Raw genomic sequence first — 11,713 nt, forward strand, 5'->3', positions numbered from 1 at the left:
ATGCTGCAGGTCGCCGGTCCCGACGCTGACACGCTGATATGCGTTCGTTGACAGCCAGATCAGAGCAGCATTAGCGTCGAACGTGCAAGTGCTTCCGGCAAGATTATTCAGGCGAGACAGGTGGAGTTCCCGTCACGGGGGATTGGGTGTGCAGAGTGGGCATGTGCCGTCGCATTGTGGTGATCGCCGCGGCATTGTGTGCCGTGCTGTCGTTGTCCGGGGTCGGCGACGCGTTGGCAGCGCAGGGCGATACGCCACCGCCGCTGGGTCTGTGGTCCATCGGGGCGGCTTCCGATATCACCTTCGCGGGCCAGCAGTCGCAGGTCAGTTTGTCGATTCCGGTGCCGCAGAACCTGGCGCCGGACAAACTGCGCGGGTTCACCGACGTGCCGCCGTTCGTCACCGGCGGGACGGTCGATGTAGTGCAGGGTGACCGGGTGATCTCGCGGACGCCGATCAATCCGGCGCCGAACTCGCCGATCGAACTGTCGCTGGCGGGCGTACGAGTGGCCCGCAATGCCGCCGACATCACGCTGCGGGCGTATCTGACGGTGAGCGGAATCTGCCAGTTCGACCCGGACAACGCCTTCCGCATCCGCGACACCACGCTCTCGTTCACCGGGCGCGAGGCGATCCCGCGTAGCGTCGCCGAGTTCCTTCCCCCAATCCTGCGCAAACTCACCGTCTTCGTGCCGCAGCAGCCGACGACCGCCGAGGCGTCGGCCGCGGTCGGTCTGGCGACATCGGTCGCGTCGAACTACGGCACGGCCGACTTCGACATCGACGTCGCATCCCTGGGTGCGGGCTCGCTCGTGCCGAGCGGTCAACCGGATTCGCTCGAACGTCAGATCGTGATCAGCAGTGCGGCGCCCGCCGGGCTGAGTGTCGAGAACCAGAACGGTGCCGCCTACCTCGTGATCGGTGGTCCGGCCAACGAGCTGACGAACCAGGCGCGAGCTCTGACCTCGAATCTGTCGGCGATCGCGCAGAGTTCCTCCGCGGTAGCCGGTCCGCTGCACGACGCCCCGCAGTTGACCCCCGAGGTGCAGACGTTGGCTGATCTGGGCATCACCGATCAGATCGTCACGTCGTCGGCGTGGCCGTCGATCACACTCGGGATCGACCAGACCCGCCTGGGCAGGCCGTCGAAGGACATCCGTGTGCAGCTCATCGGGACGGCGACACCGGCGGCAAACGGATCGTCGCCGGTGGTGTCGGTGCGGCTCGGTGATCGTGTCATCGCGACGATCAAGCCCGACGGTTCGGGCGCGTTCAACCAGTGGGTCGACCTGCCCAACAATGCGTTGAGCAGGTACAACGGGTTGATCGTCACGCTCGAACGGGGCGACGTCAAAGAGGGCTGCGGCAACGGAACCCGCGGGTCGCTGAGCGTCTCGGCGGCCGGCGAGATACGAAGTTCGCCTGCTGATCCGCCAGTCCCGGCAGGGCTGGGGTCACTGCCGCAGGCGCTGATGCCGCGCACACAACTCGCGTGGACCAAGGGCGACGTCCCCGACGTCGCGCGTGCGGTCTCGATCATGACGACGATGCAGCGGTTGTCCGCGGTGCCGCTCGGCGTCGACGTGGTGTCGATGTCCGACGCCGCGTCGTCGACACAGCCCGCGGTCCTGATCGCCGCCGACGGGCAGGGGCTCCCCGATGGCGTCGCGCTGCCGGTGACGCAGAAGTCGGGGACGGTCACCGTGCATTCGTCGTCGGGCGCCGAATCGAAGGTCACGCTGAATCCGCAGGTGCAGTTCGGCTCGCTGCAGGTGACGCGGTCCGACGACCGCAGCATGCTGGTCGCGAGCTCGACCAACGATGCCGCCGACCTCGACGACCTCCTGCGCTGGTTCACCGGCAACGCCTCGGACGCGTCCGGCGACGCCGCGCTGAAGATCTCGGGGCGCGACCCGATCACCGTCGACGCCAACGCAGTCGCGCACGACGAGACGTCGAACGATCATCCGCTCGGGTGGCTCGTCGTCGTGGCGGTGATTCTGGGAGCCGTGATCCTGTTCCTGATCGTCGCCGCAGGACTCAAGCTGCTACGGCGTCGACACACCGGTGACGACAGCGCGCAATGACCGTCACCGAGGCACCCGCGGATTCCTCCGGCGCGTCGTCGGAGGAATCGCGGAGCGCGGGTAGGTCGATTGTCTCGCGGCTGCTGATCAGGTGGCTGCTGCTGGTCGCGGCGATGGTTGTCGGCTACTGGCACAACATCGGGCAGTGGTACCGCGAGATCTTCGTGTACGGGTCGGATCTGAGTTACATCCTCGTGGTGGTCGTCCTGGTCGTGATGGCCGCGTACGGGGTCACGTTGCGCCGCCACGAGGAGCGGGCGATCCGCGATCGTCAGACCGACATCATCGTCGGTGTCATCGTGATGCTGCTGTCGTTCTGCTTCGACGGCGCGCTGACCAACCGGTTCACCGGTGCGCTGTATCTGCTGACGCACCTCGACATCCTCGGCTTGCTGACGTTCTTCTTCGGTGGTGCGGTCCTGATGTTCGGGCTGCGGCCGACGATGCGCTACCACTGGGTGTGGCTGTTCGGACTGGTGACGTTTCCGATCGTGTACCGGGTCGCGTTGCTGAGTATCGGTGGCAACGAGCTGTTCGCGGGTCTGGTGATGACGGTGTTCGGCGCGATGGCCGCGGCGATCGCGATCGGTCGCGATCGACGGTCGGCTCTGATCGGCTTCGTTGCGGCGGTCGTGCTCGGCGTCGTGATCGTCGTGGTTGTCCACATCCTGCATCCCGACGCCCCGCTGTTCGCGTTTCAGGCACTCCCCGCGGTTGGCAGCGTCTTCGTCGTCGGGTTGATCGCGTACCTGCGTCGACGGCGGCACACGACGTCGCGTCCGTTCGACCGCCCGCTGTACGAGCCGGGCGTCGAGACGGTCAAGGCGGGCGCGATCTCGGTGCTCGTGGTCAGTGCTCTCATCACGCTGCTCCTGCCGTTTCAGCGAGTGGTTGCCACGCCGGTGACGACGATCGCGGGATTGTCGACACAGGCACCATTGGCGGTGCCACCCGAGTGGCGCCAGGATGGGCCGACGCTGCGCTACGACTTCGCCGACAACCTCTACGGACGCGGTGCGCAGTTTGCGCGACAGAGTCTGATCCAGCAATCCGGGGATATCGCATTCGACAAGGAGGCTCGCCCGCGCAAGGTGGTCGTCGACACGATCGAAACGCTTCACCCGCTGCGGTTCGACCTCTATCCGCAGACCTTCACCTACAATCTTTCGGGCAATCGCTCCTCGGATTCGGCCAATGTGGTGCTGCCGCATGGCATCCCAGCGGTCCTCGAGGTAATCCTCGACGACAAGAGGTACCTCACCTACACCCTGCTCACCTGGCTCTGGGGCGACGGCGAGCACGCACAGCAGGTGTCGGTGTGGTCGGTCGACAACCACGAGCCGAACGCCTACTTCCCGCAACCCACCCTGACGATCGCGACGAATCTGCGTGCGCCGATCGACGTCACCTTCCGGGGCAACGCGGTGATCCGCGACGACCGGCCTGATTTCAAGGACCGGCAGCTGGTACTCGACGCCGGGCGCGACATCGTCAACGAACAACTGTCCGGCGTACGGCGGGAGGATCAACCATGACCGAATCCGCCTCGGAGCAACCGACATTCGCCTCGCCGGACACAAAAGAAGAAGTCGACGAACTGCTTTCGGACGAGAAGTACCGCACGGCAGCGCTCGACGACGCGATCAACCGGCTGCGTCGTGAAGATCCGATGATGACCGCGTCGGTAGCGTTCAGCCGGACGCAGAAGATCATCGGTGCCGTCGTGATCGCCGTCATCGTCGTGGGGTTCGTGTTCTGGCCGATCGGCACCGCGGCCACGCTCGTATCGATCGCGACGGTGATCTACATCGTCTCGCTCATCGAGCGGCTCAACACATTTCGGCTCGGCCTGGTCAACGGTGCGATCCGGATCTCCGACGAACAAGCGCGCGCGATCGCCGACGACGACCTGCCGAAGTACACCGTGCTGGTTCCCGCATACGGTGAGCCGGAGGTCGTCGGGCAGTTGATCGAGGCGATGGAATCGTTCGAATACCCGCAGGAGAAGCTGCAGGTATTGCTCCTGCTCGAGGAGGACGACGCACCGACGATCGAGGCCGCCCATGCGGTCGACTCGTCGCCCATCATCACCTCTGTGCTCACACCGCCGGGCGATCCGCGGACCAAACCGAAAGCCTGCAACTACGGGTTGCATTTCGCCACAGGCGATATCGTCACCATCTTCGACGCGGAGGATCACCCAGACCCGCTCCAGTTGCGCAGAGTGGTGGCGACGTTTCGTGAACTCGACGACGATTCCGTCATCTGCGTGCAGGGCAAGCTGAGCTTCTACAACGTCACCGACAACGTTCTCACACAATGGTTTACCGCCGACTACGGCATCTGGTTCGGCTACCTGTTGCCGGGTCTGATGGTCAGCAAGGCGACGATTCCGTTGGGCGGGACGTCGAATCACTTCCGCAAGGACATGCTCATCGAGCTCGGTGCGTGGGATCCGTTCAACGTCACCGAGGACGCCGATCTCGGGGTGCGCATCGCGGGCGAGGGGTACCGCACCGCTGTGCTCGACTCGGTCACGCTCGAAGAAGCAAATGTGGACGGTATCAACTGGATTCGCCAGCGGTCGCGTTGGTACAAGGGCTACATGCAGACGTGGCTCGTGCACATGCGCAGGCCCCGACGGCTCTTCCACTTCATGGGGCTGCTCGGCATGATCCGGTTCACCCTGCTGATTGCCGGCACTCCCTTCATCGCGTGTATGAACATGATCTTCTGGCTCATCCTGATCGTGTGGATCGCCGGGCAGCCCGCGTTTGTCGCGGAGCTCTTTCCCGGGCCGATCTATTACCTGTCGCTGATCTCGTTCGTCATCGGTAACAGCGCGGCGATCTACATGACGCTCGTCGCGAATAGGGAGGACGACCGCGGCGAACTGCTCTGGTCGGGGCTCATCGTCCCGTTCTACTGGGTGATGATGAGCATCGCGGCGATCAAGGGCATGTGGCAGTTGCTGTTTCGACCGTCGTACTGGGAGAAGACCGCCCACGGACTCACCTCCGACGCCAGTCCGTCCGATACTGCTGAGACGTCTCCCGCTTCTGAGACGACGTCGGATGCATCGGCTTCGTCGGGTAGGTCTTCGTCGGGTACGGCTTCGTCGACGCAGGCGGCTCAATGACCCGTCGATCCGTCGCGCTGTGGCTTGTCGTGTGGCTGGCCTACCTCGCTTTCGGTGTGTACCTGGCCGTCGGCGTGCACGCCTACTTCGGCGACTCGCTGTCCAGGGTGCAAGCCGCGCAGAGTGTGCTGTTCAGTCGGGATCCGCACTTGGCCGCAATAGGATTCATCTTCACGCCGCTGACGGCGCTCGTGCAGCTACCGCTCACCGCGTTGTCGGTGTGGTGGCCGCAGATGACGACCGACGCGTTGTCGGCGGCGATCATGTCGTCGGCATTCATGGCGGGCGCCGTGGTGCAGGTGTCGGGGGTGGCGCGCGACAGAGCACTGCCGACTGCGATGACCGTCATCGTGACGCTCGTGTTCGCGCTCAACCCCATGATCGTCCTGTACGCGGCCAATGGGATGAGCGAGGCGCCGTACATCTTCTTCCTCGCGTGGGCGGTCCGGCGGCTGATCCGGTGGGTCGACACCGACGACGTACACGAATTGATCGTCGCCGGAATCGCTCTCGGCCTCGCCTACCTCACCAGATACGACGGCGCGGTCGCCGCGTTCGTCGCAGGTTGCTTTGTGGCGTTCGTGACCTATCGACGTTCCGACAAGGCGGCCGGGCGCAGGCTGCGAGTGCAGCGGGCGCTGCTCGACGTCGTGCTCGTCGCATCGCCGAGCCTGCTGGCGTTCATCGTGTGGGCACTGACGAGTTGGCTGATCACCGGCCAGGCGTTCGCGCAGTTCACCTCGCAGTACGGCAACTCCGCGATCATCGATCAATCAGGTGGCACAGGCAGTGCGACCGGCCTTGACGCACTGCGTTTCTCGATCACCGAACTACTCATCCTTGCGCCGCTCTACCTTGTACTGTTCGTGCTCGTCGCGTGGGTGCGTATTCGGCGGCACCGGCTGTATCCGCTGGCGGTACCGGTCCTGATCATCGGTGCGGTGATCGCATTTCAGGTGCTGAGTTACGTTCGTGGAACCACTTTCGGGTTCTTGCGCTTCTACATGACGATCATCCTGTTGGCCGCGGTGACCGCTCTGCTTGCCACCCCGGCGCGTCGTATCGAGCCGTACCGTCGGCTCGGGCCGCGATCGGCACTGCCGCAAGCGAATCCGCGCGCGGGCCGAGGATGGCGGTACGGACTGATCGGCACGGTCGCTGTCCTCGCATTCGTGGTGGGGCTCCCGGTCACCGCGACGGGCATGACGTCGCCGAAGTACGCGCCGCAGGAGTTCGCGTACCGATCTGTCGTTGCGCCCAAACCGGATTCGACGGAGAAGCGCTATCTCGACGAGGAGCGGGTGTTGCGGTCGTTCTCCACTGAGCGGGCGCTCGCAGAGTACCTCGACTCGCTGCATCTGCCGGACGGTAGCGTGCTCACCGACACCGTCTATGGGTTCGCCGTCGTCGTGCAATCCCGACATCCGAAGCAGTTCGTGATCCCGTCAGATCAGGACTTCGACGAGATCTTGAACGAACCCGCCCGCTTCGGCGTGCGGTTTCTGCTGGCGGTGCCGCGCGCGGGCCGCGGGTCGTCGGACGCATTGAACATTCGGTACCCCACGCTGTACGAGAATGGCGATCAGATTTCCACGCTCGTGCTCGAGGCCCGCAATCAGGGAGCCAACATGCCGAACTGGCGTGTGTACGAGGTGAATCCGCGGACGTCGTGAACGTGTGTCAGGAGATTTCGTGCGCAACGACCTGCCACGCGGGGTCGTCGTAGCCGATGTCGAAGGTGCATTCGTCCGTCCGCGGGTCGGGGACGAATGCCCATAGCGGGGCGCCAGCGACCCCGACGGAGCGCAGCGATTCGTACTTGCTGGTGAACTGACGCGCGCGGGCGTCGAGCGACAGACACGACCCTGCTTCGATCCCGATCTCGTTGACCACCAAAGGTTTACCGAGGTTTCTCGCTTGGGCAAGGCGCGCGGGGAGATTGCTGCCACCCGGTGCGATCGCACCGCCCGCGCTGTAGTCGTGGTAGTCGAGAACGTCGAGGCCGGGGGAGGCGGCGACGCGCGCGTAGTCGCCTCCCGTGAGCCCACATTGATCCCCGCCGACGAAGCCCGAGAAGATCGGGTGGGTGGGGTCGATGGCCCGGATGCGTTGGCCGACTTCGTCGAAGAATGTACGCAGAACCGCCGCGCCGTTGGCCGGACAGGTGCGTGTCTGCCAGGCACATCCGGTAGCTCCGCAGTTGCTCGCCTCGGACTCACCGACAGGCTCCCAGCCCGCGAGCGTCGGTTCGTCGCGCCAGCGCTTAATTGCGGTCGACAGCCAGTCGGAGAAGGTCATTCCCGCGGCGATTTCGGTTGTGTGCCAACCGCTCTGATACCACGAACGCTCTTTGAACTTCTCGTTCTCACATGCGCCGGAGCTTCCGGTCAGCACCGGCAGAATCATCTGGTTGTGCCGTTTGGCGGCAGCGAAGACGGCGTCGAGCCGTGAAAGGTTGTTCTTGCCGGTCTTCTTGTCGACGACGAACGCCGAGTAGAGGTTGAACCGGGTGAGCGCGCGTGGTGGGAGCTTGCCGAAGTACTCGTCGAGGTCGACCTGCGCGCCGCATCCGACGTTGATCGCCCAGTCGGTGCCGAGCTGGTAGCTGTTGAACCCGGCGGGAAACCAGGTGCGTCCGTCGAGCACGAGGCCCGTTTCTGTCGTCGACACCCTGCCGGTGAAATCGTGGTCAGCGGACTGGGCCGTCGACGACTCGTCGAGCGCCTTGGGAGCAGGTTCGCCGCACGCTGCGGCGATGACCATGACCACCGCAGCGATCACACAGAATCGGAGTGCGTGCCGGAAGGTCACGCATCGAACCCTACTCCGCCGACTACCGTCGAAGCGGTGAGAACATTCCGGACGACGCGTGCCCTCGTGCTCCCGATGGTGGTGCTCTCGTTCGCGCTACTGACCGGCTGCGGCGCGGACTCGACGTCGAACGCGGAACCGAGCGGCTCGACGCCGAGTGTGTCGGGGTCTGGGGCTGTGGCGAGTCCGTCTCAGTCCGGGCCCGACGCGGTGTCTGGAGCTGAGTCTGGGGCACCGTCAGCGTCTGCGGTCCTCGATCCGGCGCACCCGCCGCCATACGTCGACCACGTCGCGTGGGCGAGCACGGCCGTCGGGCCGAGTCTGCAGATCTACCCCACGTCCGACGGCCGCGCGAGCATCGCCGACGACGGCGCGGAGGTCGCCTGGCGCGAGGTGCTCGCGCTGGCCCCCGATGCCGACACCCCCGGCATGAAAGCGCAATTCGTGTGCCACTGGAACTTCGCCCGCGCCGTCGACCCGAACAAGCCGAGCTGGAACCTCGAACCGCAGCGGCCCGTCGTCGACGACTCCACGATGATCGCCACCCGCTGCAACCCCGGCGGCCCCGAGGAGTGACGGCGCCGCGCGCCGGGGTCCGGGCCGGCGCGGGAAGTGGGGGAAGGGTCGTCGGGCCGTGCAGGAAGTGGGGGAAGGGTCGTGGGGCGGCGCAGGAAGTAGGGGAAGGGTCGTGGGGCGGCGCAGGAAGTAGGGGAAAGGATCCTTCCGCGGGTTGGGTGCGTTTCCTCGAGTTGTTGCTAGGAGAAGGGTGAACATCCCGCGGAAAGAACCCTTCCCCTACTTTCTGCCAGCGGCGCAGGCACCGCCGCGGCGCAGACCGCAGCCGCGCCGACCGCCGCGGCGCAGGCCGCGCCGACCCCCGAACCCGACCCCTACGCCGCGGCGGCGCTGATGGCGCGGCGCGTCGTGTGTTCGCGGCGCGCGCCGATCTGGCGGCAGATCACGTAGATGACGAACGAGATCGTCGTGACGAACACCGACACCGGCAGCTTGGGGGCCAACGACAGGATCAGCCCGCCGACGGCGGCGACCTCGGCGAAGATCACCGACAGCACCATCATCAGTGTGGGGTTGGCGGTCAGGCGGGCCGCGGCGGCGCCGGGGGTGATCATCAGCGACATCACCAGCAGCGCGCCGATGATCTGCACGCCCTGCGCGCAGGCGAGGCCCATCAGGATCGCGAAGATCACCGACAGTGTGCGCATCGGAACGCCGTTCGCCTCCGCGACGCGCGGGTCCATCGACGCGAAGAGCAGCGGCCGGTAGATCACCGCGAGCACTGCGAGCACGACGGCGGTGGTGATCGCGATCGCGGTCAGGCCCTGCACGCCGACGCTGACCACCTGCCCGGTCAGCAGCGCGAAGCCCGTGCCGATCCGACCGTAGAGCGCGAGGAACAGCACGCCGAGACCCAACCCGAACGCCATCACCACGCCGATGACCGAATCACGTTCTCGCGCTTTGTTTCCCAGATAGCCGAACACGCCTGCGGCCACGACGGCGCCGATGATCCCGCCGATGTTCACGCTGATGCCGGCAAGCAGTGCGGCGGCGGCGCCGGTCACCGACAGTTCGCTCGCGCCGTGCACCGCGAACGACATCTGTCGCACGACGATCAGCGGCGCCAGCACGCCGCCGAGTAGTCCGAGCAGCGCCAGCGCCAACATGGCCTGCAGCACGAAGTCGTAGTGCAGCAGGTCCGCGGTCACCGAGAAATCCCAGAAGTCGCTCCAGTGCACGTCGGCGGCAAGCACCGTCTGCCCGGCGGCGAGGTCGGTTGGGGTCGAGCTGATCGTCATGTCGCCGGAAGCCCCTCGGGAGCGGTGCAGTGATGCGCGTCCTCTTCCCCACCGACGACGAGCAGTCGTCCGTTGACCCGCAACACCTCGACGTCGCTGCCGTAGAGCTCCGACAATGTCGCGGTGTTCATCACTTCCTCGGTGGTGCCGATGCGGAATCGGCCGCCGACCAGGTACAGCACGCGATCGACGTAGGGCAGCACGGGGTTGATCTCGTGCGTGACGAATACGACGGCTGTGCCCGCGTCGCGGCGTCGTTTGTCGATGAGTTCGACGACCCGCTCCTGGTTGGCCGGGTCGAGGCTGGCCAGCGGTTCGTCGCAGAGCAGCAGTTCGGGATTGGTGGTCAGGGCTTGGGCGACGCGCAGTCGCTGCTGCTCGCCGCCGGACAGCAGGCCGACGGGTGCGTCGGCGAACTCGGTCGCGTCGACCTCGGCGAGCGCAGCGTCGACCTTCGCTCTGCGCGCACGACGCCCGCGGATGCCGAGACCCCAGTGCGCGCCGTCGACTCCGAATCCGACGAGGTCGCGACCGCGGATCGCCATCGAGTCGGCGTCGTCCGCGTGCTGCTGCGGGATGTATCCGACCTGGTCGGTGACGGTCAGCTCACCCGCCGACAACGGGTACTGATGCAGCAGTGTGCGTAGAAACGACGTCTTGCCCGAGCCGTTGGGGCCGAGGACCGCGACGAACTCGCCGGGCATGATGTCGAGATCGAGATCATCCCAGAGCACCCGCTCACCGAAGGCGAGTCGGGCGTGCCGGAACGATGCGACGGGTTCGCGACCGTCGGGATCGGACCCGCTCACGCCGGCAGTGCCGAGGCGAGCGCAGCGATCTGTTTCTGCTGCCAGTCGATGTAGCTGGTCTGGCCCGCGGGCAGTGTCTCGGTGAACTCCACAACAGGAACGTTGGCAGACTTCGCGATCGACAGCAACGCTTCGGTGACCGCGTCGACGGCCTGGGTGTTGTAGATGAACACCTGCACCTCGTGCTTGCGGAGCAGATCCTCCATCGCGGCGCGGTCGGCGGCCGACGGCGACTGTCCCTCTTCGACGGCCGAGGTGAAGCCTTCCGGGGCAATATCGCGCAGGCCGGCCTCGGTGAGCAGGTACGCGGCGAGCGGCTCGGTCTGCGCGACCTTCGTGCCGTCGTGGGTCTTCTTGATATCGGCGAGAGATCCGCGCAGGCCGTCGATCTTCTCGTTGAACGCCTTGGCGTTGTCGCGGTACGTGGTGGCGTTGGCCTCGTCCTTCTTGGCGAGGTCGTCGGCGAGTTCGGTGGCCACCTGGCCGACGACGGGCAAGTTGTAGAAGACGTGCTCGTTGGTCTCGCCGTGCGCGGAGTGGTCGGTGTCCTCGTGGTGGCCGGTCATCGTGTCGAAGGCGTTGATCACGGAGCCCTTGGCGTTCTGCGACGCCTTCTCCATGTACTCGTCGTAGTGTCCGCCGTTCATCAGCACCACGTCGGCGTCGACGACCTTTGCCGAGTCGGCCGCAGACGGCTCGAACTCGTGCGGATCGCCCGTCGGATCGTTGAACAACACCGTCACCGACGCTTTGTCGCCCGCAACCGCCGACGCGACTGCACCCCACACGTTGGTCGAGGTCACGACGGTCGGTTTGCCGTCGGAGCTGCCGGAGTCGTCGCCAGAACAACCGACAAGTGTCAGTGCCCCGCCGACGGCGAGGGCCGTGGTCAGTGCCAGGACTGCGCGTTTCATCGTTCGCCTACCCGTTTCGCTAATGACAATCGTTACCGAAAGAAGTGTAGGTGATGATCGGCGACGACGCGCTGCGGGGTCAGTTCGCCCGCGTGACCAGCGTCGGCGCGACGAATCGGCGCAGCAGTTCGCGTTC

General features: G+C 65.7%; 9 protein-coding genes. 5 read left to right on the top strand and 4 right to left on the bottom strand.

Annotated features, from left to right (window positions below; all coding sequences use genetic code 11):
• Window positions 1-161 precede the first annotated feature (161 nt).
• Genes A5777_RS16280 through A5777_RS16295 form a run of 4 tightly spaced genes read left to right on the top strand, consistent with a single transcriptional unit; the run spans window position 162 to window position 6,899 of the window.
• The gene (locus A5777_RS16280) at window positions 162-2,087 is read left to right on the top strand and encodes a hypothetical protein (protein ID WP_039855142.1); all 1,926 of its coding nucleotides are present in this window, start codon (window positions 162-164) and stop codon (window positions 2,085-2,087) included.
• Window positions 2,084-3,622, top strand: coding sequence for a hypothetical protein (locus tag A5777_RS16285; protein WP_064863440.1), 1,539 nt, complete (start codon window positions 2,084-2,086; stop codon window positions 3,620-3,622). The genes A5777_RS16280 and A5777_RS16285 overlap by 4 nt, the downstream gene beginning before the upstream one ends.
• Complete coding sequence (locus A5777_RS16290; RefSeq protein ID WP_005206293.1) at window positions 3,619-5,226, top strand: glycosyltransferase; 1,608 nt, start codon at window positions 3,619-3,621, stop codon at window positions 5,224-5,226. Before A5777_RS16285 ends, A5777_RS16290 begins: the two co-directional genes overlap by 4 nt.
• Window positions 5,223-6,899, top strand: coding sequence for an ArnT family glycosyltransferase (locus A5777_RS16295; RefSeq protein ID WP_005206291.1), 1,677 nt, complete (start codon window positions 5,223-5,225; stop codon window positions 6,897-6,899). Before A5777_RS16290 ends, A5777_RS16295 begins: the two co-directional genes overlap by 4 nt.
• A gap of 7 nt (window positions 6,900-6,906) precedes the next feature.
• Here A5777_RS16295 and A5777_RS16300 read toward each other — a convergent pair whose 3' ends face one another.
• Window positions 6,907-8,037 carry a hypothetical protein gene (locus tag A5777_RS16300; protein ID WP_064863441.1) on the bottom strand — a complete coding sequence of 377 codons (1,131 nt, stop codon included), beginning with the start codon at window positions 8,035-8,037 and terminating at the stop codon, window positions 6,907-6,909.
• 36 nt (window positions 8,038-8,073) lie between these two features.
• Between A5777_RS16300 and A5777_RS16305 the strand changes: the two genes are divergently transcribed.
• Complete coding sequence (locus tag A5777_RS16305) at window positions 8,074-8,613, top strand: DUF2599 domain-containing protein (RefSeq protein WP_231894778.1); 540 nt, start codon at window positions 8,074-8,076, stop codon at window positions 8,611-8,613.
• Window positions 8,614-8,927: 314 nt separating this feature from the next.
• On the opposite strand, the gene A5777_RS16310 is transcribed toward A5777_RS16305, so the two are convergent.
• From A5777_RS16310 to A5777_RS16320, 3 genes are read right to left on the bottom strand one after another with little or no spacing between them, the layout of a single operon-like run.
• Window positions 8,928-9,854: a metal ABC transporter permease gene (locus tag A5777_RS16310; RefSeq protein ID WP_064863442.1), complete on the bottom strand. Its 927-nt coding sequence runs from the start codon at window positions 9,852-9,854 to the stop codon at window positions 8,928-8,930.
• Window positions 9,851-10,663 carry a metal ABC transporter ATP-binding protein gene (locus tag A5777_RS16315; RefSeq protein WP_005204723.1) on the bottom strand — a complete coding sequence of 271 codons (813 nt, stop codon included), beginning with the start codon at window positions 10,661-10,663 and terminating at the stop codon, window positions 9,851-9,853. The genes A5777_RS16310 and A5777_RS16315 overlap by 4 nt, the downstream gene beginning before the upstream one ends.
• The gene (locus tag A5777_RS16320) at window positions 10,660-11,577 is read right to left on the bottom strand and encodes a metal ABC transporter solute-binding protein, Zn/Mn family (RefSeq protein ID WP_005204721.1); all 918 of its coding nucleotides are present in this window, start codon (window positions 11,575-11,577) and stop codon (window positions 10,660-10,662) included. Before A5777_RS16320 ends, A5777_RS16315 begins: the two co-directional genes overlap by 4 nt.
• Window positions 11,578-11,713 lie beyond the last annotated feature (136 nt).

This window comes from Gordonia sp. 852002-10350_SCH5691597 (genome assembly GCF_001665715.1).
GTDB classification, from domain to species: Bacteria; Actinomycetota; Actinomycetes; order Mycobacteriales; family Mycobacteriaceae; genus Gordonia; species Gordonia sputi.

Excerpts from the sequence above, each read along its gene's own strand:
- A5777_RS16280 (WP_039855142.1), top strand. The coding sequence starts at position 162 with ATGTGCCGTCGCATTGTGGTGATCGCCGCGGCATTGTGTGCCGTGCTG.
- A5777_RS16285 (WP_064863440.1), top strand. The coding sequence starts at position 2,084 with ATGACCGTCACCGAGGCACCCGCGGATTCCTCCGGCGCGTCGTCGGAG.
- A5777_RS16290 (WP_005206293.1), top strand. The coding sequence starts at position 3,619 with ATGACCGAATCCGCCTCGGAGCAACCGACATTCGCCTCGCCGGACACA.
- A5777_RS16295 (WP_005206291.1), top strand. The coding sequence starts at position 5,223 with ATGACCCGTCGATCCGTCGCGCTGTGGCTTGTCGTGTGGCTGGCCTAC.
- A5777_RS16310 (WP_064863442.1), bottom strand. The coding sequence starts at position 9,854 with ATGACGATCAGCTCGACCCCAACCGACCTCGCCGCCGGGCAGACGGTG.
- A5777_RS16320 (WP_005204721.1), bottom strand. The coding sequence starts at position 11,577 with ATGAAACGCGCAGTCCTGGCACTGACCACGGCCCTCGCCGTCGGCGGG.